20 protein-coding genes, 1 tRNA gene and 1 pseudogene are annotated in these 22,858 nt (G+C 71.9%); 14 read left to right on the plus strand and 8 right to left on the minus strand.

Translation table 11 applies throughout. The annotated features are described in order from the left end of the window. Together DEJ05_RS15000 and DEJ05_RS15005 are read right to left on the minus strand one after the other, a co-directional pair. A pseudogene (locus DEJ05_RS15000) lies at positions 1–201 on the minus strand (hypothetical protein); the annotation flags it as partial. Between the two features lie 2 nt (positions 202–203). Next, a complete protein-coding gene (locus DEJ05_RS15005) occupies positions 204–1,043 on the minus strand; it encodes a DUF4397 domain-containing protein (protein WP_111110850.1) in 840 nt (279 codons plus the stop codon). Between the two features lie 241 nt (positions 1,044–1,284). Between DEJ05_RS15005 and DEJ05_RS15010 the strand changes: the two genes are divergently transcribed. The 13 genes from DEJ05_RS15010 to csrA all read left to right on the plus strand — a co-directional run bounded on the left by DEJ05_RS15010 (position 1,285) and on the right by csrA (position 11,987). Beyond that, a complete protein-coding gene (locus DEJ05_RS15010; protein ID WP_110863815.1) occupies positions 1,285–1,587 on the plus strand; it encodes a flagellar FlbD family protein in 303 nt (100 codons plus the stop codon). Position 1,588: 1 nt separating this feature from the next. Then, the gene (locus DEJ05_RS15015; protein WP_111110852.1) at positions 1,589–2,413 is read left to right on the plus strand and encodes a motility protein A; all 825 of its coding nucleotides are present in this window, start codon (positions 1,589–1,591) and stop codon (positions 2,411–2,413) included. Positions 2,414–2,415: 2 nt separating this feature from the next. Further along, positions 2,416–3,345 carry a flagellar motor protein MotB gene (locus tag DEJ05_RS15020; protein ID WP_110863814.1) on the plus strand — a complete coding sequence of 310 codons (930 nt, stop codon included), beginning with the start codon at positions 2,416–2,418 and terminating at the stop codon, positions 3,343–3,345. A 143-nt stretch (positions 3,346–3,488) separates the two neighbouring features. After that, positions 3,489–4,367: a flagellar motor switch protein FliM gene (locus DEJ05_RS15025; protein ID WP_084740413.1), complete on the plus strand. Its 879-nt coding sequence runs from the start codon at positions 3,489–3,491 to the stop codon at positions 4,365–4,367. Beyond that, on the plus strand, positions 4,367–5,071 hold the full coding sequence (gene fliN, locus DEJ05_RS15030) for a flagellar motor switch protein FliN (protein ID WP_111110854.1): 705 nt from the start codon (positions 4,367–4,369) through the stop codon (positions 5,069–5,071). Before DEJ05_RS15025 ends, fliN begins: the two co-directional genes overlap by 1 nt. Before the next feature lie 7 nt (positions 5,072–5,078). Then, positions 5,079–5,639 (plus strand): flagellar biosynthetic protein FliO, encoded by a 561-nt coding sequence (locus DEJ05_RS15035; RefSeq protein ID WP_111110856.1) that lies wholly within the window; start codon positions 5,079–5,081, stop codon positions 5,637–5,639. Then, complete coding sequence (gene fliP / locus DEJ05_RS15040) at positions 5,636–6,472, plus strand: flagellar type III secretion system pore protein FliP (RefSeq protein ID WP_071244631.1); 837 nt, start codon at positions 5,636–5,638, stop codon at positions 6,470–6,472. Before DEJ05_RS15035 ends, fliP begins: the two co-directional genes overlap by 4 nt. A gap of 9 nt (positions 6,473–6,481) precedes the next feature. After that, entirely contained in the window at positions 6,482–6,757 is a 276-nt protein-coding gene (locus tag DEJ05_RS15045) for a flagellar biosynthetic protein FliQ (protein ID WP_027465541.1), read from the plus strand. Beyond that, a complete protein-coding gene (locus DEJ05_RS15050; protein WP_071403902.1) occupies positions 6,757–7,515 on the plus strand; it encodes a flagellar biosynthetic protein FliR in 759 nt (252 codons plus the stop codon). The genes DEJ05_RS15045 and DEJ05_RS15050 overlap by 1 nt, the downstream gene beginning before the upstream one ends. Positions 7,516–7,519: 4 nt before the next feature. Next, on the plus strand, positions 7,520–8,713 hold the full coding sequence (locus DEJ05_RS15055) for a flagellar biosynthesis protein FlhB (protein WP_111110858.1): 1,194 nt from the start codon (positions 7,520–7,522) through the stop codon (positions 8,711–8,713). After that, entirely contained in the window at positions 8,710–10,764 is a 2,055-nt protein-coding gene (locus DEJ05_RS15060; protein WP_111110860.1) for a flagellar biosynthesis protein FlhA, read from the plus strand. The genes DEJ05_RS15055 and DEJ05_RS15060 overlap by 4 nt, the downstream gene beginning before the upstream one ends. After that, the gene (locus DEJ05_RS15065; RefSeq protein ID WP_111110862.1) at positions 10,739–11,704 is read left to right on the plus strand and encodes a hypothetical protein; all 966 of its coding nucleotides are present in this window, start codon (positions 10,739–10,741) and stop codon (positions 11,702–11,704) included. The genes DEJ05_RS15060 and DEJ05_RS15065 overlap by 26 nt, the downstream gene beginning before the upstream one ends. A gap of 4 nt (positions 11,705–11,708) precedes the next feature. Beyond that, positions 11,709–11,987: a carbon storage regulator CsrA gene (gene csrA, locus DEJ05_RS15070; RefSeq protein WP_071403899.1), complete on the plus strand. Its 279-nt coding sequence runs from the start codon at positions 11,709–11,711 to the stop codon at positions 11,985–11,987. Positions 11,988–12,078: 91 nt separating this feature from the next. On the opposite strand, the gene DEJ05_RS15075 is transcribed toward csrA, so the two are convergent. Next, positions 12,079–14,229: an acyl-CoA dehydrogenase gene (locus tag DEJ05_RS15075; protein ID WP_111110864.1), complete on the minus strand. Its 2,151-nt coding sequence runs from the start codon at positions 14,227–14,229 to the stop codon at positions 12,079–12,081. A gap of 198 nt (positions 14,230–14,427) precedes the next feature. On the opposite strand from DEJ05_RS15075, the gene DEJ05_RS15080 reads away from it, so the two are divergent. After that, positions 14,428–15,894: a peptide MFS transporter gene (locus DEJ05_RS15080; RefSeq protein ID WP_111110866.1), complete on the plus strand. Its 1,467-nt coding sequence runs from the start codon at positions 14,428–14,430 to the stop codon at positions 15,892–15,894. A gap of 165 nt (positions 15,895–16,059) precedes the next feature. On the opposite strand, the gene DEJ05_RS15085 is transcribed toward DEJ05_RS15080, so the two are convergent. The 5 genes from DEJ05_RS15085 to DEJ05_RS15105 form a co-directional block, all read right to left on the minus strand. Beyond that, positions 16,060–16,347, minus strand: coding sequence for a hypothetical protein (locus DEJ05_RS15085; protein WP_111046098.1), 288 nt, complete (start codon positions 16,345–16,347; stop codon positions 16,060–16,062). 421 nt (positions 16,348–16,768) lie between these two features. Further along, positions 16,769–20,137: an ATP-binding protein gene (locus DEJ05_RS15090; protein ID WP_111110868.1), complete on the minus strand. Its 3,369-nt coding sequence runs from the start codon at positions 20,135–20,137 to the stop codon at positions 16,769–16,771. Then, complete coding sequence (locus DEJ05_RS15095; RefSeq protein ID WP_111110870.1) at positions 20,134–20,922, minus strand: DUF4194 domain-containing protein; 789 nt, start codon at positions 20,920–20,922, stop codon at positions 20,134–20,136. Before DEJ05_RS15095 ends, DEJ05_RS15090 begins: the two co-directional genes overlap by 4 nt. Beyond that, positions 20,919–22,484, minus strand: coding sequence for a DUF3375 family protein (locus tag DEJ05_RS15100; protein ID WP_111110872.1), 1,566 nt, complete (start codon positions 22,482–22,484; stop codon positions 20,919–20,921). Before DEJ05_RS15100 ends, DEJ05_RS15095 begins: the two co-directional genes overlap by 4 nt. Positions 22,485–22,597: 113 nt before the next feature. Further along, a tRNA-Val gene (locus DEJ05_RS15105) sits at positions 22,598–22,670 on the minus strand. Between the last annotated feature and the right edge of the window lie 188 nt (positions 22,671–22,858).

Here is a 22,858-nt window from a genome sequence, read left to right on the forward strand (position 1 = left end):
GTCCCGGACCGGGGGGATCGTGGCGGCCTGCTGCGGGACCTCGGTCGAGAACGCCGACGGGACCGGTGAGGGGGTGGTGGTCGGCAGGACGGACGGCTGCCCGCCGGGGGTGGTCCCGGCCGACGAGCACCCGGTCAGGGCGGCGGCCGCCACGGCGACGACGAGCGTCACCGTGGCGGACCGCACGACGGGGCGTGGCACGTTCAGCGGCGGGTCGCTGCGTGCCGGCGGCGGAGCACCACGGCCCCGATCGCGGCAGCGGCGGCCAGTGCGGCCGCCGCTGCGCCGACCAGGGGCAGGGGGTCCTGGTCGTTCGTGGCCACGAGACCGGCGTTCCCGGCGGGGACGCCGTTCGGCGTGCCACCGAGGTCCGCGATCGTCTGCGTGGCGAGGGCGAGGTCGTCGTCGTCCAGGCTGCCCCAGGCGTAGACGATGGTCGACGAGCCCGCGGTGACCGCGACGTCTGCCGGGCCGATCACGGGGTCGGTGGTCCCGGTGGCGGCGACGGTCGCCGACACGGTGCCGGCCGGCAGTTCGAGTGCCTGCTCGTCGGGGTTCGACAGGTTCGACACGACGGCCTTCCCACCGGCGAGGACGTCGACGGCCGGTGCTGCGGCGACGTGCCGGACGACCAGGCGTCCTTGGCCGGCGGCGACGGCCGAGGTGTCGTTGGTGAACACCGTGGCGGTCGGCGACCCGTCCGTGGCGTCGTGGGCGACGGCGGTGTAGTTGCCGCCGGCGTCGAACGAGACGTCCGCCGGGCCGATGATCGGCTTCGACGCGTCGGTGGCGTCCGAGGCGGTGATCGCGAGCTGGTGTGCACCGGCCGGCACCATCATCGGGCCGGCGAGGGTGCCCGGGGTGAAGTCGTCGATGGCCCGTTCGCCGTCGAGGTACACGTCGACGGTGACGTCGGGGACGGCATGGAGGACCGAGAGCGTCGCCTCGCCGGTGGCGGCGGTCGCAGCGGTCGCGGGCAGTACGGCCGCAGCGGCGGCGAACAGGACACCGGCGCTGAGGCCGGTGGCGAGTGTCTTGCGCATGACGTGTCTCCTTCGGGCCTGTCCGGGCCGGTGCGGACGACGTCGTCCTCGACGTCGTACCCCCACTACCGCCGGAGCACCCCGATCGGATGCAGCGATTTCCTGGGGATCACCTGAGACGGCCAGAACGCGTCGCTAACGCACCCGTCGCACCCGCCGATAGTCCTCCGTGCAGGCCCACGGACGGGCCCGCATCCCGCCCCACGGACGGCGGCGGGACGATCGAGAACCAGGACGGGCCATGATCGTCGTCACACGACTGAACGGCAGCGGATTCGCTGTGAACCCCGATCTCGTGGAGCGCATCCAGGAGACGCCGGACACGACGCTCATCATGGTCGACGGCGCGAAGTACATCGTGCGGGAGTCGATGGCCGACGTCATCGACCTGATCGCCGCGTACCGCGCACGCATCGTCGGGATGGCCTACGGCACCGACCAGGCCCCCCGCTCGAGCACGAACACCGGCCCGCAGCCGACGCTCGCCCCGGTCGCCGCACTCCGCTCCACGCAGCACGGCCGCGCGCTGGACGGGGGTCGCTGACGTGGACATCGCAACGATCGTCGGCATCCTGCTCGCCTTCGGCGCCCTGTTCGGCATGGTCCAGATGGAGCACGTCGAGCTCGGTGGACTCTTCCTGCCCGCCCCGATGCTGCTCGTGTTCGGCGCCACCATCGGCTGTGGCATCGCCAGCACTACGCTGAAGGACGCGATCGCCAGCTTCAAGGCCGTGCCGAAGGCGTTCACCGGCAAGGTCACCCCGCCGGCGTCGGTCATCGACGACGTCGTCGGACTCGCCGAGACGGCCCGCGCCAACGGCCTGCTCGCCCTCGAGCAGGAGGCCGACAAGCACGACGACCCGTTCATGAAGAAGGCGCTGCAGAACATCGCGGACGGCACCGACGGCGACGAGCTGCGGATCCTGCTCGAGGACGAGATCGAGTCGAACGCGGCCCCGACCCGGAGCGCGAGTGCGTTCTTCATGGGCCTCGGCGGCTTCGCCCCGACCGTCGGCATCATCGGCACCGTGGTCTCGCTGACCCACGTGCTCGCGAACCTCGGCAAGCCCGACGAGCTCGGACCGCTGATCGCCAGCGCGTTCGTCGCCACCCTGTGGGGCCTGCTGACCGCGAACTTCATGTGGCTGCCGATCGGCGGCAAGCTCCGCAAGCTCGCCCAGCTCGAGTCGGACCGCCAGACGCTCCTGATGGAGGGGCTGCTCGCGGTGCAGGCCGGCAGCCAGCCCCGTCTGCTCGGCGAGCGGCTGAAGGCCATGGTCCCGCCCGCCGCCCGCGCCGACATGGGCGGCAAGGGCGGCAAGGCCGGCAAGAAGGCCGACGCGGCCGACGACCAGCAGCTGGCGGCCTGACCGTGAGCGCCAACCCCCGGGGCCGCGGCCGCGGTCGCGCGAAGAAGTCCCACGACGAGGCCGAGCACCCCGACGAGCGCTGGATGGCGTCGTACATGGACATGATCACGGTGCTGATGTGCATGTTCCTCGTGCTCTTCGCGATGTCCACCGTCGACCAGGAGAAGTACATCCAGCTGAAGCAGTCGCTCGCCACCGGCTTCGGCGAGGTCGACTCGCAGAAGATCGACACCGCGAGTGGCACCGTCGTGACGAAGGACCAGGTCGAGGACGGCTCCGGCTACTCGACGGACAAGTCCCAGGCCGACCACTCGACCGCCTCGTCGGGCACGAAGGACACCAACGTCGACCCCGCGTCGACGGTGGTGCCGACCACGGCGAGCAAGCAGGACCTCGCCGAGGCGAAGCGCGAGCTCGACGACCTGACGAAGCTCGAGCGTGCGATCCAGCGCAACCTGGCGAAGGCGGGTCAGACCGAGAACGTCCAGTTCACCGTGGACGCCCGCGGCCTGATCGTCCGGTTGATCGGCAGCGAGACGTACTTCGGCACGAACAGCGCGGACCTGTCCGACCAGGCGCGGTCGATCATGGACGCGATCGCGCCGGTGCTGAAGACCTCCGCCCACGACGTCAGCGTCGAGGGCCACGCCGACCAGCGGAACTCGACCGCGCCGTACGCCACCAACTGGGAGCTCAGCGCCGCGCGGGCGACCGGGGTCCTGCGCGACCTGGTCGAACGGGGCGGGATGCCCGGCGACCACGTGCAGAGCGTCGGGTTCGGGTCGAGCCGACCGCTGGCGAAGGGCGGCACGGACCGGGACCTCGCCCTGAACCGGCGGGTCGACATCGTGGTCCTGTCGAACGCCGACCAGGACGTCAGCGCCCTCATGCCAGCGCTGGCCAAGGCGCAGGACGGAGCACAGCAGGGCTGAGACACGCAGCGCAACAGGGCTGGGACACGCAGCGCAGCAGGGCTGAGACACGCAGCGCCCGGAGGGCACCAGCGCTGACGCCACCGCCCCACTACGGGGTACAGCACTGACGGGTGCCCCACAGGTGACCGATAGACGCACCCGTGACCGAGACCCTGCCAGCGCCCGAGGTGTACGACTTCGCGCGCCCGTCGACGCTGGCCCGTGAGCACGCCCGGGTGCTCGAACTCGCCTTCGAGACGTTCGCGCGCCAGTGGGGCACGCAGCTGACGGCGAAGGTCCGCGCGGTCAGCCAGGTCACCTGCGAGCAGGTGGAGATGACGACGTACGACGAGTACGCCGCGTCGCTGCCCGCGCTCACCGGCATGGTGCTGCTGCCGATCACCGGCCTGACCCCGAAGGGCGTGCTGCAGGTCCCGCTCGACGCCGCGCTGACGTGGGTGTCGCACGCGCTGGGCGCCTCGAAGCCGCTGCCGACCCCGGACCGCACCTTCACGCCCATCGAGCAGGCCCTGGTCCGCAAGATCGTCGAGGACGCCCTCGACGACCTCCGCTACTCGTTCGGCGGGCTGCTCGCGCAGGACGTCACGGTTGGCGGGTTCCAGTTCAACAGCCAGTTCGCCCAGGCCGCGCAGAAGGGCGACCTGATGATCGTCGCCTCGTTCTCGATCCGGGTCGGCGACCGCATCGCGCCCGGCACGCTGGCCCTGCCGGCCGAGGCCGTCCTGCCGCAGCTCGGCGAGGCCGCCGCGCATGTGTCGCCCGCCGACGCCCGAGCCCTGCTCGACGCGCAGCTCGAGAGCGTGCCCGTGGGCGTCAGCCTGCGCTTCGCCCCGGCCGCGGTCCTGCCGACGCAGGTCCTGCGGCTCGCCGTCGGCGACGTCCTGCCGCTGCCGCACCCGCAGCACCGGCCCCTCACCATCGCGGTCGACGGCGAACCCGTCGGCACCGCCGCGGTCGGCGCGAACGGCTCGCGCCTCGCCGGCATCGTCGTCACCACCACGAGCACGGAGCAGCACTGATGACCGAAACGACCACCCTCCACACCGCAGCGGCCGAGTCGCTCGCGGCGCAGCTCCCGACGGCCGCCCCCTTGACCGCGGTGCTCCTGCCTGGAGGCGCGACACCGGTCGTGCTCGACGCGGCGACGGACGCCGTGGTCGCCTCGTTCGTCGGCGGCCTGTCGGCCGACCTGGCGCTCGTGCTCACCGACCTCGAGTCGATCACGGCCGCCGGAGGCACCGACCACGGCATCGTGGCCGTCACGGACGTCCTGCGTCCGTCACTCGAGGCCGCGGCCGGGGTCCTCGGCGTCGGGGTGCTCGGCGAGGCGAACCGCGAGTCGGCCGCGTCGCTGCTGGCCGACCCGGACACCGTCGTGTTCGAACTGGCCGCCGGTGGCCTTCCCGCCGGGTGGTTCGGCATCCGGATCCGCGAGAACGGCACGGTGTCGGCGCCCGTCCTGGCGAACCTGCCCGCCGGCAACCTCGGCCGGATCAACAACGTCGAGATGACCCTGACGGTCGAGATCGGCCGCACCCGGATGTCGGTCCGCGACGTGCTCGGCATGGAGCCCGGCGCCGTCGTCGAGCTCGACCGCAGCGCCGGTGCCCCCGCCGACGTCCTGCTGAACGGCCGCCTCATCGCGCACGGCGAGGTCGTCGTCGTCGACCAGGACTACGCGGTCCGGATCACCCGCATCCTCGACGTCGCCGAGACGGTCTGACCCGCACGTGGACACCCTCGTCGTCACCCTCCGCGTCGCGCTCTCGCTCGGCGTCGTGCTCGCCCTCATGTGGGTGCTGCACCGCGCGAGCCGCAAGCGCTTCTCGGGCAAGCCGTCGGGCCGTCGTGCGGCGACCGTCGAGGTCGTCGGTCGGCAGGGCATCGGCGGCAAGGCGAGCGTCGTCGTGGTCGACGTCGAGGGGGAGCGGCTCGTCCTCGGTGTGTCCGAGCACGGGGTCAACCTGCTCACCAGCGGGCAGGCGCCCGCGCCGGAACTCACCATCGTGACCGGACCGGTGGCGCTGCCCGTGCGTCCCGCCCCGTCGGCCGACGCGTTCGGTCGGGAACTCGCGCAGCAGTCGGACGCCACCACGGGCCTCCCGGCAGGCACGGACGACGTGACCCGCACGACCGACGCGACCAGCGCCGTCGCGCCGCTGCCGATGCGCCCGCGCAACCGTCGCCCGCAGCGCGCCGTGCCGAGCGCGCAGCAGCTGCAGGGCTCGATCCTGTCGGTCGACACCTGGCGCCAGGCCGCCGCCGCGCTGCGGAACCGGCGGGCCGGGTGAGGGCGGCAGGGCCGCACCGGCTGGCACGGTCGGGTCGACTCGTCGCCCTCGTCCTGCTCGGCCTGGCGGTCGTGGCCGGGTTCCTGATGCTCACGACGACCGGTGCGCACGCCGCCGGTGTCGTCGAACCCACCGCCCCGGCGACCCCGACCGCCCCCGCGACCGGTGACTTCAGCGTCAGCGTGAACGGCCCGGACGGCACCCCGTCGTCGGCCGTGGTGACGCTCATCGGCATCACGCTGCTGAGCGTCGCGCCCGCGCTGATGCTCATGATGACGTCGTTCACGAAGATCTTCGTCGTGCTCGCGATGACCCGGAACGCGCTCGGGCTGCAGTCGATCCCGCCGAACCAGGTGATCGCCGGACTGGCGCTGTTCCTGTCGCTGTTCGTGATGGCACCGGTGCTCGGGCACATCAACGACGACGCCCTGCAGCCCTACCTGGCGGGGCACCTCGACTTCAACCAGGCCGTCGAGATCGGCACGAAGCCCCTGCGGACCTTCATGCTCCACCAGACCCGCGACGAGGACGTCGCCCTGATCACCCGCGCCGCCGGGCTCGACAACCCGAAGTCGATGGCGGACGTGCCGATGACGACGGTGATCCCGGCGTTCATCATCTCGGAGCTCCGGAGCGCGTTCATCATCGGGTTCGTCATCTTCATCCCGTTCCTGGTGATCGACCTCGTCGTCTCCGCGGCCCTGATGTCGATGGGCATGATGATGCTCCCGCCGGTCATGATCTCGCTGCCGTTCAAGATCCTGCTCTTCGTGCTGGTCGACGGCTGGGGCCTCATCATCACGTCGCTCATCGAGAGCTACCACGTTGTCTAGGGGGCACGCATGAACCAGCAGGCAGTCATCGACCTCGTGCTCCAGGCGCTCCTGGTGTCCGGCAAGCTCGCCGCCCCGGTGCTCATCACCTCGCTCGTCGTCGGCTTCGCGATCTCGCTGTTCCAGTCGGTGACGCAGATCCAGGAGGTCACGCTCTCGTTCGTGCCGAAGGCCGTCGCCGTCGCGATCGCCCTGGTGGTCTGCGGCAACTGGATGATCTCGGAGATGATCGCGTTCACGCACGTCGCCTTCGACATGATCCCGAAGCTGCTCGGGGCCGGTTGATGGAGCTCAGCATCGACGCCGACCGTCTGGAGGCGACCATGCTCGCCGGCGTCCGGCTCGTCGCGTTCTTCGTCATCGCGCCGCCGTTCTCGTACCGGGCGTTCCCCGGCACCGTCAAGGTGATCCTCGGGCTGGGGCTCGCCATCGGCGTCGCCCCGCGCGTCGCCGTCGGCTACGAGTCGCTCGACACGGGGCCGTTCCTGCTCGCCCTGCTCACCCAGCTCGTCGTCGGGCTGTCCCTCGGGTTCCTGGTGTTCCTGGTGTTCGCCGCCGTCCAGTCGGCGGGTGCCCTCATCGACCTGTTCGGCGGGTTCACGCTCGCGCAGGCGTTCGACCCGCAGTCCCAGGTCAACGGCGCCCAGTTCACCCGCCTGTTCCAGATGACCGCGCTCGCGCTGCTCTTCACCTCGGGCGGCTACCAGCTCATCGTCGGCGGTCTGGTGCGGTCGTTCGACGCCGTGCCGCTCACCGGCACCTTCGCGGTCGACGGGCTCGCGTCGATGCTCGTGACGGCGATGTCGCAGATGTTCCTCGCCACCCTGCAGATCGCCGGACCGCTCGTCGTCGTGCTCTTCCTGGCCGACGTCGGCCTCGGGCTGCTGACCCGCGTGGCACCGGCGCTCAACGCGTTCCAGATGGGCTTCCCGATCAAGATCGGCCTGACCGTCCTGTTCGCCGGCGCGCTCTTCATGGCCCTGCCCTCGGTGGTGTCGTCGCTGACCGGCGACGCCGTCGAGGCGATCACGGGACGGGGGTGACGACGTGTCCGACAGCGGAGAACGTTCCGAACAGGCAACCCAGCAGCGGATGCGCGAGGTCCACGAGAAGGGCCAAATCGGTCGCTCGCAGGACCTCGGCGCGTGGATCGGGATCGCCGTCGCGGCGCTCATGATCCCGGCCGCGATCGGCAACGCCGCGGCCGCCGGGCAGGACCAGCTGCTCGCCGTGCAGCGGGTCATCGAGGACCCCGAGCTCGGTGCCGTGCAGGCCCTGCTCGCCGACGCCCTCGGTTCGATGGGTGCGACCCTCGGCCCGATGCTCGCGGTCGTCGCGGTCGCGGTGCTCGCCGCCGCCGTCACCCAGGGCGGGGTGCACTTCCGCAAGATGACGCCGCAGCCCGACCACTTCGATCCCGTCGCCGGACTGAAGCGCGTGTTCGGCACCCAGGCGCTCTGGAACGGGGCGAAGGCGCTGCTCAAGACCGCCGTGGTCGGGCTCGTCCTGTGGTTCGCGGTGCAGGGGCTCATGCCGGTCCTGATGACGAGCGGTTCCCTGCCGCTGTCGGCCGTCCTCGAGGCCGCCGCCGCCGGGTCGGGCACCCTGCTGCGCGCCGCGATCGTCGCCGGGCTCGTCCTCGCAGCCCTCGACGTGTTCGTGGTGATCCGCCGCAACCGGAAGCGCACGATGATGACCAAGCGCGAGGTCAAGGACGAGAACAAGCGGAGCGACGGCGACCCGCTGGTGAAGTCGCAGCGCCGCTCCCGCCAGCTCGCGATGAGCCGCAACCGGATGATCCAGGCCATCGGCACCGCGGACGTCGTGATGACGAACCCGACCCACTACGCCGTCGCGATCAAGTACGAGCCGGGGAAGTCCGCACCGCGGGTGGTGGCGAAGGGGGCCGGACCGGTCGCCGACGTCATCCGCGCCCGAGCCGAGGAAGAGCGGGTGCCGATCGTCCGCGACGTCCCGCTCACCCGGGCACTGCACGCCGCGTGCGAGCTCGGGCACGAGATCCCCGTCGACCTGTACACGCCGGTGGCGCGCGTCCTGTCCTTCGTGATGGCGCTCAAGGCCCGTGGCACCGCTGCCGGCACGCACGCGCCGCCACGGCCGACCACCCCGGACGAGGTCGCGAGCGTCATCGACCCCGCCACCCTGACCGGTGACCTCCGCCCCCGCAAGCTCCGCACACCGCGCACCGCAGAGAACCAGACCGAAGGACTCCCCGCATGAACCGCAAGGACCTGCCGAAGCTCGTCGTCCCGGTGTTCATCGTCGGCATCATCCTGCTGCTGATCCTGCCGGTGCCGTCGTTCCTGCTCGACTTCCTGATCATCATCAACATCCTGCTGGCGCTGGTGATCCTGCTCACGACGCTCTTCGTGAAGAAGCCTCTCGACTTCTCGGTGTTCCCGTCCCTGCTGCTCGTCGCGACGCTGTTCCGGCTCGGCCTCAACGTGGCGTCCACCCGGCTGGTGCTCGGCGAGGGCTTCGCCGGTGACGTCATCCAGGCGTTCGGCCACGTCGCCGTCTCCGGGTCGATCATCATCGGCGCGGTCATCTTCCTCATCCTCATCGTCATCCAGTTCGTCGTGGTGACGAAGGGTGCCGAGCGCGTCGCCGAGGTCGGGGCACGCTTCACCCTCGACGCGATGCCGGGCAAGCAGATGGCGATCGACGCCGACCTGAACGCCGGGCTGATCACCGACCAGGAAGCCAAGGAGCGCCGCGCCGCGGTGTCCGCCGAGGCCGACTTCTACGGCGCGATGGACGGTGCGTCGAAGTTCGTCAAGGGCGATGCGATCGCCGGCATCCTGATCATCATCATCAACCTGATCGGCGGCATCGCGATCGGCATGCTGCAGAACGGACTGTCCGTCACCGACGCCCTGTCGAAGTACGGCATCCTGACGATCGGTGACGGCCTGGTCACGCAGATCCCGGCGCTGCTCATGGCGGTGTCCACGGGCATGATCGTCACCCGGTCCGGTGCGGAGTCCGAGATGGGGTCCTCGGCCGCGACGCAGCTGTCGCAGTCGCGGAACGCCCTGATGATCGCCGGCGTCGCCGCGATCGCGATGGGGTTCATCCCCGGCATGCCGATCCTGCCCTTCCTGCTCGTCGGCGCGACCCTGCTCTTCACGGGCTGGCGCATCGGCCGGAACGCCGCCCGGGCCGAGGCCGACGCCGCCCAGCAGCAGGCACTCGCGGCGGCGGCACCGACCGGCGACACCCCGGAGGACCTGCTCGAGCAGATGCGCGTGCACGCCCTCGAGATCCTGCTCGCCCCCGACCTGGTCGACATGGTGTCCGGCGCCTCGGACGACCTGCTCGGCCGGGTGCGTGCCCTCCGCCGCAAGATCGCGATCGACATGGGGATCGTCGTCCCGCCGGTCCGCACCCGCGACTCGATCGACCTGCCGCCGTCGACGTACGCCATCCGGATCGCCGGCGTCGAGGCCGGTCGGGGCACCGCGCCCGCCCGCAGCGTCCTGGCGCTCGGCGACCACCTGGACGGCCTGCCCGGCACCTCGACCGTCGAGCCGGTGTTCGGCCTGACCGGCAAGTGGGTGCCCGCCGAACTCCGGCACGCCGCCGAGATGACCGGCGCGACCGTGATCGACCGGGTCTCCGTGCTCGTCACCCACCTGCAGGCGGTCATCGGTGACAACGCCGCGCGCCTGCTCACCCGCGAGGACGTCAAGGTCCTGACCGAGGGCGTCAAGCAGGTCAACCCCGCCGCGGTCGAGGAACTCGTCCCCGGCATGCTCTCGATGGCCGAACTGCAGCGGGTGCTGCAGGGCCTGCTCGCCGAGCGCGTGCCGATCAACGACCTCGGCCGGATCTGCGAGGCCCTCACGCTCCGCGCCAAGGTGTCGACCGACCCCGAGGGGCTCGTCGAAGCCGCCCGTGCGGCCCTCGGCCCGGCCCTCGCCGCCCGGCACACCGACGCCGGCACCCTGCGCGTCATCATGATCGACCCGATGCTCGAGCAGTCGATGCTCGAGGGGCTCCGGCCGTCCGAGCAGGGCAGCCAGATCGTGCTCGACGCGCACCGCATCGAGCAGGTCCTGGGCTCCGTCCGCGACGCCGTGCGCTCCGTGGAGGACCAGGGGCTCTCCGCCGTCCTGGTCTGCGCCCCGCAGCTCCGCCCGGCCGTGCACCGCATGGTCGCCGCCCAGTCGAACGGGCTCCCGGTGCTGTCGTACCAGGAGGCCACCGCCGCGGGCTCCACCATCGAGACCGTGGGAGTGGTCCGTGCCGCCGACCCGATTGCAGCGTAGCGGCGCCACGCTCGAGTCCGTCCGCGACGCGGTCCGGACCGAGTTCGGTGCGGGTGCGCGGATCGTCGCGGCCGAACGCGTGACCACGCCGGGCTTCGGCGGACTGTTCCGCAAGGCGCACGTCGAGGCCACCGTCGAGGTGCCGGAACCGGGGGACCAGCCCACCGCCCGGGTCGTCATCGCCGACTCGCCCGTGCAGCGCGTCGGCATCGCCGCGCTGCTCGCCGACGCCGAGGCGGCCGAGGCACGCATCGCCGGCACCGACGGCACCGCGACGACGCGGGCCGACGCCTTCGCGTCGGTGCTCGACGGGTTCCAGGCGGACGGGATCACGCCGAGCGCCCCGCGCCCGACGCGCGCGCCGGCCGAGCCGGACGCGCCCACCGGGGTCGACCCGCGCCTCCAGGCCGCCGCCGACGCGCAGACGGTGGTCGACACGCAGGCGGTGGCCGTCGCGCAGCCGGTCGTCGAGGCCCGGTCGGGAGGCCCGTCCCGCGTCCTCGACGCGCCCTCGCCTGCTCCGGTGTCCCGGTCCACCGCGCCCGCCGTGCGGTCCGCGGACGGCGACCTGGTGCTCCTGGTCGGGCGGCCGAACGACGTCGACGCGGCCGCCGGACTCTTCGCGGTGCGGCACGCGCTCCGGCCGACGGACGCCGCCGACCGCCGTGCCGCGATCCTGGCGCGGGCCGACGGCGTCCGCGACGGTCACGCGGTGCTCGCCGTCGCCGCGTGGGACGACCGGGCGACCGGCGACGCGCTGCAGGCCGACCAGGTGTGGGTCGTGGTCGACGTCGGGCGGAAGCCCGCGGACTCGGCCGCGATGGTGTCCGCGGTGGCCTCGCGGCTGCCCGTGGTCGGTGTCGTGGCGATCGGTGCGGGGGAGACCGCCACGCCCGGGTCGGTGGACCTGCTGGGGCTCCCCGTCGTGTCGCTAGGCTGAACGGGTGCTGGTACTCACGCGGAAGGTCGGCGAGCGGATCCTCGTCGGCGACGACATCGTCATCACGGTGCTCGACTCCCGGGGCGACGGCGTCCGGATCGGCATCGACGCCCCGCGCGGCGTGAAGATCCAGCGCGAAGAGGTCGTGCGTGCGGTCGCCGAGGCGAACGCCGAGGCCGCCGCAGCCGGTGACGACGCCGAGGCGCAGCTGCGCGCGGCGCTCGGGGCACGTGGCGGGGCTGCCGCGGACGGCTCGACTCCGTCGGGACCGACCGACTCCTAGCCGCCCGACGCAGCCACGCCCGTCACGGCTGCGGCTGCGCGACCGTCACGGGCGAGGCTGCACGTCCGTCACGGGCGGGGCTGCGCGTCCGTTACGGACGGGGCTTCTTCTCCTGTTCGGGCAGCCGGCCGGCGGCGGCCTCGGCGGCGAACCAGGCGCGGGCCTCGTCCTGTCGGGCCTGCTCGGCACCGAGCGCGATCGGTGCGCGGACGTGACCGGGCTCGTACCCGAAGGTCTCGATCAGCTGCGGCACGATCGGCCGGACCCGGGCGACGAGCCGGTCGATGTACGCCGACACCGCACGGGCACGCTGCGCCGAGAGCCGACCGTGCAGCAGGTACCAGTCCAGGTGCTGCTCGAGCAGGCCGAGCGCGAACAGGTCGCGCAGCCAGACGAGCACGCGGCGGGTGTCGCCCTCGGTGACCTCGTCGAGCGCCTCGGTGAAGGCGTCCCACTGCATGAGCTCGGCGTGCGCCTTCGACGCCTCGATGAGCTCGTGCTGCGAGCGGTTCAGCAGTCGGGCGGCGCGGGCGCGGTCCTTGCCGGCCGACGCCAGGCGCATGCCGATCTCGGCGACCATCGTGTCGACCCGACCGGCGAGCAGCTCGCGCTGCGTGCGGGGGTCCTGCAGGTCGGCGACGCTGGCGGCCAGGGACCCGCGGTCGGCCACGGTCTGGCCGAGGCGGCGGATGCCGGACGCGTCGGCCAGCTTCGACGCCGCGACGGCGGCCACGAACTTCACGGTGGACGCCGGGTCCTTCGGGGCCTTCGCACGGAACTCGGTGAGCAGGCGCTTGCCGACGAGCTGCAGCAGCACGGTGTTGTCGCCCTCGAACGTCACGTAGACGTCGAGGTCGGCGCGGAGCCCGGTCAGACGGTTCTCGGCGAGGAACCCGGCACCGCCGCAGGCCTCGCGGGCCTCCTGCAGGGTGTCGAGCGCCGACCAGGTCGACATCGACTTGAACGCCGCGGCCTGGGTCTCCAGGTCTTCCCGGCGCTCCGGGGTGTCTTCACGCCCGCTGAAGACGTCGTCGAAGGTGCGCAGGAGCTTCTCGTGCGCGAACGACTGCGCGAACACCGTCGCCAGGCGCGGGATGAGCCGGCGCTGGTGCCGGCCGTAGTCGAGCAGCACGCCCTCGGTGCCGTCACCGGTGGGGAACTGGCGGCGCTGCATGGCGTAGGTCAGGGCGATCTGCAGCGCGATCTTCTGCGCGACGACCGCGGCGCCGTCGAGCGACACCCGGCCCTGCACCAGGGTGCCGAGCATCGTGAAGAAGCGGCGGCCGGGCGAGGCGATCGGCGACGAGTAGGTGCCGTCCTCGGCGACGTCGCCGTAGCGGTTCAGCAGGTTGGTGCGGGGGACCCGGACGTGGTCGAACGCGAGCCGGCCGTTGTCGATGCCGTTCAGTCCGCCCTTGGGGCCGTCGTCCTCACCACTGACGCCGGGCAGGAACGCCCCGTCGGCGTCGCGGAGCGGGACGTAGAACGCGTGCACGCCGTGGTCGACACCGGCGGTCACGAGCTTCGCAAACACGACGGCGGCGTGCCCGTGCAGGGCTGCGTTGCCGATGTAGTCCTTCCACGCACCGCGGAACGGCGTGTGGATCTCGAACTCCTCGGTCGCGGGGTCGTACGTCGCCGTCGTGGCGATGCTCTGCACGTCCGAGCCGTGGCCGGTCTCGGTCATCGCGAAGCAGCCGGGGACCTCGAACGAGACGATGCCCGGCAGGAACTCGCGGTGGTTCGCCTCGGTGCCCAGGTGGTGCACGGCGGACCCGAACAGTCCCCACTGCACCCCGGCCTTGATCTGCATCGACGGGTCGGCGACGACGAGCTCCTCGAACGCCGCCAGGTTACCGCCGTGGTTGTCCTGGCCGCCGAACTCGGTGGGGTAGGGACGCTGGATCGCCCCGGCGTCGACCAGGGTCCGGAGCTGCTCGAGCACGCGTGCCCGGTGCTCGGGGATCGGCTGGCCCTCGATCTTCTGCATCGCGGGGTCGAGCGCGAGCCGCCGGGAGATCCGGCGGTCCTCGGCCCAGCGTCCGAGCAGGAGCTCCTGCACCAGCTCGACGTCGATGCGGACGTCGGTGTCCGTCCCGGCGGTCGGGGTGCCCGCTGCCGGGTCGCCGGCGGCGTCGGCGTTCGGCGCGGCGTGCTGCGCGGCGTTCTTCGCGTCGACGTCCGGCGCGGTGTCGCTGCCACTGGCGGGGGTGGTGCGCTGGGCGGGTGCGGTGTCGACCATGGGCGGAGTCCTCCTGAACTGCGGTGTCCGTGTTGCACCGTCCACGCTAGACACCGGTGCCGACAGTGGCGGGAACGCCGTGCGGGCCGCACAACCCCGTGTCGCCCGTGCCGTCACGAGGTCGTGGGAACCCTCCAAAGACATGAGCGGGGTTCGACGATTGGGCGTGCCCACCCGGCCAGGGGCAGACTAGCCGCCATGTCACGTACCACCCCCGCGGACCGCGAAGGCCGTCCCGGACGCACCTTCTTCGGGCAACCGTTCGAACTCTCGACACCGTTCGCCGTCGAGCTCTGGGAGCGGTTCTCGTTCTACGGGATGCAGGGCATCGTCCTCATCTACATGTACTACACGGTCACGCAGGGCGGCCTGGGGATCGACAAGGGCATCGCCACCGGCATCATGGGTGCCTACGGCGGCGCGGTCTACCTGTTCACGATCATCGGGGCGTGGATCGCCGACCGGCTGATCGGTGCGGACCGGACCCTGTTCGGCAGCGCGATCGTCGTGATGCTCGGGCACATCGCCCTCGCGCTCATCCCCGGGGTGGCCGGGGTCGGGGTCGGCCTCGTGCTCATCGCGCTCGGTTCCGGCGGGCTCAAGGCCACCGCCACCACGATCGTCGGCGGCCTCTACAGCCGCGAGGACCCGCGCCGCGACGCCGGCTTCTCGCTCTACTACCTCGGCGTGAACCTCGGGGCGTTCTTCGGACCGCTCCTCACCGGGCTGCTGCAGAGCTCGCTCGGCTTCCACTGGGGCTTCGGCCTCGCCGCCGTCGGCATGGCGGCGGGCCTGGTGCAGTACGCGATCAGGCGGAAGAAGCTGCCCGAGGTCGTCCGCCACGTGGCGAACCCCGTCGACCGCCGCCGTCTGCCGCTCATCGGAGCCGGCGTCGTCGTCGCGCTCGTCGTCATCGTCGTCGCCGTGCTGACCGGCCTGCTCAACGTCGGCAACCTGCCCACCGTCGTGGTGGCGGTCGTCGTGCTGGCCACCATCGGCTACTTCGTCGTGATCCTGTCGAGCGGCATCACCCGTGACGAGCGGTCGCGGGTCTTCGCGTTCATCCCGCTGTTCATCGGCAGTGCCGTGTTCTGGTCGCTCTACCAGCAGCAGTTCACCGTCGTGACGGTCTACTCCGACGAGCGTCTCGACCGCTCGCTGTTCGGCTGGGAGATGCCGGTGTCGTGGGTGCAGTCGATCAACCCGGTCTTCATCATCGTGCTGTCCGGCGTGTTCGCGGCGCTGTGGACCAAGCTCGGCGACCGCCAGCCGTCCACCCCGACAAAGTTCGCCCTCGGCACCGGGATCATGGGGCTCGCGTTCCTGCTCTTCCTGCCGTTCACCGGCTCGGGCGAGAACGGCACGCCGCTGCTGGCGCTCGTCGGCATCCTGCTGGTCTTCACGCTCGCGGAGCTGCTGCTCTCGCCGGTCGGCCAGTCCGTCGCCACGAAGCTCGCGCCGCCGAAGTTCCAGACCCAGATGGTCGCGCTGTTCTTCCTGTCGGTGTCGCTGGGCACCGCCGTCACCGGGGTGCTGTCCCGCTACTACGACCCGGCGGACGAGGCCCCGTACTTCACGATCCTCGGTCTGGTCGCCGTCGTGGTGGGCGTGGTCCTGCTGCTCCTGGCCAAGCCGGTGCTGCGGCTCATGCGCGGCATCCGGTAACCTGAGCGGAGCCACACGCCGACGCAACCAAGGAGTCACCACCCATGCTCGAACTCATCGCAGGGATCATCATCGGCGTCGGCGTCCTCGGTGGCGTCGGGTGCTGCATGGCCGTCGCGGCCATGATGAAGAGCGGCTCCGAGGAGTACTGAGTCCGGACCCGGACTACTCGCCGCTGTCGGTCGTGACCGGCACCAGCTGACGACTCAGGACGGTCGCGCGCTCGAAGGGGCCGCGGCCGTCCTTCGTGTACGCGGGCTCATCGAAGGCGACGGTCCACGTGCGCTGTGTCCCGCCGATCTGACTCCCGCCGGGTGCCACGATCACCCCGATCGGCTCGTCGGCCCACTGCTCGCCACCCCGATCGGTGTCGATGACCTGCACGAGGGCCCCGATGCCGAGACCGGGAGCATCGTCGGGGCGGGGACTGGGGGAGCGGCGGCGTCCGAACACGCCATCACCGTAGCGGCGAGTCGTCACGGAACGTCTGTGCTGCACCTGTCGACACGCTGACGGCCCGGCCGCCGGGTGGTCAGGCCACCCCGCCTGCCGCGCGTCGAGTGGTCACGAACTGTCGGCTGCGGCGCCGCCAGGCGACGCGTGGTGACCAGCGCGCGGAGGTGAGCGGGGTGTTGCGACCGGCGGGACGACGGCCGGGAGGCCCGTGGCGGGCCCGCACCGCGCCTCCAGGCCGCTGTCGGTCGCGTCCAGAGCGCGGGCCGGGTGGTCAGGACACCCCGCCTGCCGCGCGTCGAGTGGTCACGAACTGTCGGCGGCGCCGCCGCGAGGCGACAGTTCGTGACCCCTCGGCGAACCTGAGCGGGGTGTCTTGACCAGCCGACCGCCCCGCGACCGCCACCAGACCCGGCCCGCGTCAGACCGCGGCCGGCTCCACCCGGGCGATCTCGGTGATGGACGAGTGGCCCGTCTCGGGGTGCTTGCGCATCGACAGGAGCCGCTCCATCGACGGTTCGAGCGCCGTGACCTTGTCGAGCGGCGCACTCACGACGAGCTGGAACCCGAGCCGGAGCCACGCGGTGACCGCACGGCCGGCGAACTCCGAGTCCGCCTTGATGAACGCCTCGTCGAGGAACACCGGCGCGAACCGGGGCCGTGGGCGGGTCTCGTCACCGAGCTGGTAGCGCAGCGCGGCGCCGACGATGAACGCCACGAGCTCCTGCGTCTCACCACCGGACTTGTCGCCGAGCGACGAGTACACGCCGAGGTCGTTGCCGTCGGTGTCGTACCGGACGGCCGTGATCTCCATGTGCCGTCGGACGTCGAGCACCGCGTCGCGCTGGGTGGTGCGGCCGCGGGCGGCGTCGGGGTCGGGCCGGATGACCGCCATGAAGCGCCGCAGCCGTCGGAACCGGGTCTCGAGCACGTCGTCGGTCAGCTCGGTGTCGACCGAGGCCGACAGCGCGCGGAGTTCCCGACGGAAGGCGGTGACGTCCTCGCGGGTGACCCGGCGGATCTGGATCTTCAGGCGGTCCCGGTTCGCGCCGAACGGCAGCTCCCGCAGGATCTCGTTGACCGGCTCGAGGCGCTCCTCGATCTCGACGACGGCGCGGTCGAAGGCGCCGGCGAGCGGGACGAGGTCCTCGCCGCTCCACTGCGACAGGCGTCGACGCCACTCGCTCCGACGCGCGTGCAGGCCGGTCGCCACGATCTGGTCGAGGATCGCGTGGTAGTCCGGGTACGACGCGACGCCCGTGCCGAGGTTCGGGTCGGGCCAGGCGTCCTGGTACCGCTGGAACGTCAGCGTCAACGAGGTCGAGGCCGCCGCGGCACCGTCGAGCGCCTGCGTGAGCCGCTCCTCGAGCCGGCGCTTCAGGCGTCGGGTCGCGTCGTCGAACCCGTCGACGCCGTCCGGGGCGCCGATCTCCTCGAAGGTCTCCTCGAGCAGGCGGGACTGCTGGTCGTCCGGCAGCGAACCGGGCGAGGAGTCGAAGCGCTCCAGGATCTCGGCGGCGGCGTCCTGGCCGTCGACGAGCACCGCGTGGCGCTCCTCGAGCCGCTGGACGGACAGCCGTGCGGCGGAGCGACGGTCGGCCGCTTCGTCGAGGGACTTCCGGAGCCGGGCGACCGAGGCCCGGAGCGTCCGCAGGCCGTCGTCGGCGGCGAGCAGCGCCTGCCGTTCCTCGTCGAGCCGGGCGAGGGAGGTCCCGAGCCCGTCGACGTCGATCGCGGCCCACGTGACGTCGACCACGTGCTGGTGCGCGGCGCGGAGCACGTCGAGCGCGGTGAGGTCCTGCGCGACGTCGGTGCGGCGGGCCTCGAGCGTGGCGAGGTCCTGCGCGATCGAGGCGAGCTCCTGCTCGACCGCGGCGACGCGGGCCTCGTTCGTGAAGCCGATGACGTTCGACTGCCGGCGGTCACCGTGCGCGCCACGACGGCCGTCGCGCAGCTGCCCGGACTCGGTGACCCGGCGGCCACCTCCGCCGAGGTCCGACGCCGAGGCGACACAGCGGGCGTCGGTGCGGTCGGACTCGATCCGCTCGCGCACCCAGGTGCTGAACGGCGACGGCTTGATGGAGAGCTTGCCGGAGACCATCGCCGGGTCGCCGTCGAGGTCCAGGTGCGGGCCGGTCGGCACACCCTCGAACTGCACGCGGACGGGCAGGCGCAGTGCGTCGATCGCCTCGCTGAAGTCGCCGAGGCGGTCCTGGTCGACGAGCAGCGTGCGGGCGACGGGCGCCAGGACGGACTCGATGGCCGTGCGCCAGCGCTCCTCGCCGGGCAGCACGTCGAGCAGCTCCGCCACGAAGGGCAGTTCGGCCGGGTCGATGCCGGTGGCACGGGCCATCGCGAGCCGGGCCTCGTGCATCGGCAGCGGCATCGCGCCCTGCCGGTGCTCGAGCGACTGGCGCTCCTGCCGCAGGGACCGTTCGCGGTCGAGGAGCGGGTACTCCTCGCGGGTCAGGGCGTCGCGGCGCTCGTCGAGGGCGGTGCGCGCGTCGGCGTACGACCCGAGGAACTCGTGCGCGGCACGCTGGATCCCGGTGAAGTCCTGCTCCGAGGAGACCGGGACCCCGAGCACCGCCGTGCGCTCGTCGAAGGTGGCGCGGGTGCGGACCACGGCGTCGCGCTCACGGGTGAGCCGTTCGATGCGGTCCTCGAGCTGGGCGAGCGCGTTGCCGCCCTGGTCGCGGAGCCGGGCCTCGGCGTCGCGCAGCTCGATCTCGACGGCGGCGTGCCGGGCCTCGGCCGCGGCGACCTCGGCGCGCGATGCCGTGCGTTCGCGGGCGTTGCGCGACACCTCGGCGTCGAGCAGATCGCGCTTCCGCGAGGCCGTCCAGTGCGCGAACGGCGACACCTCGGCGCCGGTCGCGATGCCGTCCAGGGCCGCTGCGGCCTCGGTCGCACGCGAGATCTCGTCGTGCAGGTCCGTGATGGGGGAGAGGATGCGGACCTTGCGCTCCTCGGTGTCCATCGCCTCGTACGCCTCGTCGAGGGCGGAGAAGTGCGCGAGGGCCCGGTCGGCCGCCTCGTACGTGCCGGGGGTCTCGAGCACGAGCGACTTGTACAACGCGTCGACGGTCGGCAGGTGCTGGCCGGCCTGGATCCGGGCGAGCAGGCGCATCGCCCGGTTGCCGCCGCCGGAGTCACCGATGCCCAGCCGGGTCTGCAGCGTGTACGCGAGCTCCTGGTAGGTGTCGCGGATGACGAGCCCCGGCACGCGGCCGGTCAGCTCGAGGTGGTGGAACCGCGACGGCACGAACTCCTCGAGCCGGCGCAGGTCGAAGGTGTCGTCGACCGTCGCCATGGTCATCTGGATGTCGCCGACCCCGCGGGCGCGCTTCGGCACGATGTACGCACGCAGCACCGTGAAGCGCCGCTCGTCGTCGTTCCGGAACGTGACCGCCGCCGCACCCCAGGTGGTCTGGTCGTCGCCGCGCAGGTTCACGTCACGCAGGCTGCCGGTCTCCGGGTCGCGCCGGGTGTCGACCTTGCCGCGCAGGTACGTGAGCAGGTTGCGCTGGTCGGCGCTGCGGGCGCGGCCGGTGGTGGCGTCGTTCGAGGCGCCGTTGAACGGCACGTCGGACGGCATCATCACGGCCAGGTAGGCGTCCATCAGCGTGGACTTGCCGGTGCCCGAGGCACCGGAGATGAGCGTCGCCATGCCGGAGAGCTCGACCTGCCGGTGGCCGTGGAACCCACCCCAGTTGACGACCTGCATCGACTCGGCGCGCCACTGCGCGACCGTGTCGAAGAGCGCCGGGATCTCGAACGTGTCGGTCACGCTTCCGTCTCGCCTTCGTCGTCGGTGTCGGTCTCGGCTTCGCCGTCAGTCGGGAGGCCCGGGTCGTCCCCGTCCGTCGGCTCGCCGCCCGGGGTGGTCGCCTCACCCTGCGCGGTGGTGGTCCGCAACCAGGTTTCCAGTTCGAGCAGGCGCTCCAGGGGGAGCAGCACCTCGACGACGCTCGCCACCCGGAAGCGGTCCGGGTCGGAGGTGCGGATCAGGATGCGTGCGGTCACGAGGCGCTCGATCGCCTTCGCGACCCGGCCCTCGTCGCGGGTGCGGTCGGTCGCGGTCGCCGGACGGAAGCCCGCCACGTGCCCGAGGATCTCGGACCGGTCGACGACGACCTGGTCCGGGCCCGGTCGGGCGTCGGCGCGCAGGCGCATCCGCAGGTAGACGAGGACGATCGTCTCCTCGCGGGTGTACGGCAGGTCGCGGAGCAGGGTCGGGAACGTGCGGCGCTGGCTCTCCGACCGGGCCTGGCGCTTCCACGCGACCTCGCGGTCACGGTCGACGTGCAGCTCGAGGAACAGGTCGTTCAGGCGGGACCGCAGCTGGTACTCGGCGTCGAGCACCGCGCGCCACTCGTCGGGGTGCGTGCGGGAGCTGACGTACGAGTGCCGCAGCAGTGCCACCAGGGCGCGTCGCTGGTGCTCGTCGAGCCGACCCTCGTCGCCCTCGAAGAGGGCGAAGCTGGACTCGTCACGCTCGTCGTCCTGCATCACGGATGCGGGGTCGTCGTAGGGGACCGTGTCGTCGACCGGTGCCGGCGTCGTGTCGCTCACCGTGCCTCCTGTGCGTTCTCGTCGTGTGCGTCGCCGACCGGAGTGCGCTCGTCGTCGAGCGCAGCGGTGGGCATGTGGAAGGTGATCGCGGTGCCGTCGGGGCGGACCGTCCGGTGCTCGGCGACGTGCGCGGCGGACTCGAAGTCGTCGCGCCCCGTCAGCAGGTGCGCGAGGCCGAAGAGCTCGACCGGTCGGCGCTGCTCGGGCGGCAGCCCGTGGAACGCGTCGACGCTGGAGTCGGCCTCGGCGAAGCGGAGTGCCGCGCGCAGCTCGGTCAGGAGCGGCCCACCGTGCTTGCGGAGCATCTCGACGTCGAGGTCCTCGAAGACGTCGTCGTCGGGCTCCTCGATGGGCGGCGGCACGGACTCGGCGTCCGGGTCGTAGAAGCGCTCGCGCAGCGTGCCGACCTCGGCGGCCGCCGGTAGGAGCGGCAGCGGGATCCGGTCGCGTGCGCCGCCCTGGTCCATCAGGGTGGCGAGGCCGCGGTTGATCGAGCGGAGCACGGCGTCGAGCTCGCGGTCGCGCACCACGTCGTGGGCGACGATCTGGTCGCGGAGCGTGGCGGTGAGCTGACGGCGCTGGGCGAGGACGTCCTCGATGCCCTGGCGCAGGATCGTCACGGTGTTGCGGAAGGCCCGACGCTCGCCGGCTCCGAGGCCCTGCGCGAACGGGTGCGCCAGGATCGTCGCGATGTCGTCGCGGAGCCGCAGGAGCAGGGCGTCGTCGCGCAGCAGTTCGAAGGCGCCCTCGAAGGCACGGCCCTCGGGCGTCGCTTCCATCAGGTTGTCGGTGCGCGCCAGGTAGTCGTCGAGGATCTCGCCGATGGGGCGGACCTCTTGCCGGAAGTCCTCGACGATCGAGCGGTGCATCGTCGCGACCGCTTCTTCCACGCGCTTGAAGTCGCTCGGCAGCTGCCGGATCAGGTCGGAGATGTTCGTGTACCCGTCGCGCATCCGGTCGTCGTCGACGGCCACGACGTCGTCGCCGTGCTCCAGGCGCTCCCGCTCGGCCTGCAGCTCGGCGATCTGGGCGTCGATCCGTCGGATCTGCACGTCGGGGTCGGGTTCGGCGCGAGCGGCCCACCGGTGCACGGCGTCGACGATCATCGCCAGGCGGCTCTCGCTGATCAGGGCGCGGTCGGCCGACAGCGCGTCGACGAGGCTCAGCGCCTCGAGCGCGTGGCTCGTCAGGGAGTACTGCTCGTCGCCGTCAGGGGAGTTGGATCGGACGAGCCACTGGGCGCCGACCCACTCGCGGCACAGCGCGCGGCCGTTCGGGCGGGCCTCCTGCTCGCCCTCGGTCCGCTCGCTGTCGGTCTGCGCGCTGGCTGCCTGCACCGCCTGGTCGCTGGCGGGCACGCGGGCACCCGCCGCCTGCAGGCGCGCGACGTGTTCCTCGACCTGCAGGTGCATGCGGTCGGCGGGGACGTACTGCACGTCGCGATCGAAGACCGTGCGGAACACGGCCAGGACCGTGGCGCTGGTCGGCCGGGACATGAGCCGCAGGGTCGGACGGTCGAGGACCGCTCGGACCCGGGCGAACTCGAGGTCGACGTCGGTCATGCGCCCCTTCGTCCGATCGTGCTGGTGGTCTGGCCCGCGTGCTGCGGCCTGATGAGATGACAAGAGCCCGACGCTGCTGCGTCGGGCTCTTGTCGGTGGTGTGTGTTGCTGTGTGGGCGATACCAGACTCGAACTGATGACCTCTTCGGTGTGAACGAAGCGCGCTACCAACTGCGCCAATCGCCCCCTGCACTGTTCGTGCGGATCGATACTAGCGGAAGTCCGGCGGTGCATCGAACACGTCGCGCGGCCCGGGTGTGGCGCGCTGCCCGCAGGGGGTGTCGAACCGCCCCGATCCGCATGAACTCGGGGGACACGCCCGGTGAACGGGGAGGATTTTGGTGGAAGTGCCCCGGTGCGTATAGAGTTTACGT

The sequence above is a fragment of the Curtobacterium sp. MCLR17_045 genome (assembly GCF_003234405.1).
Lineage (GTDB): Bacteria > Actinomycetota > Actinomycetes > Actinomycetales > Microbacteriaceae > Curtobacterium > Curtobacterium flaccumfaciens.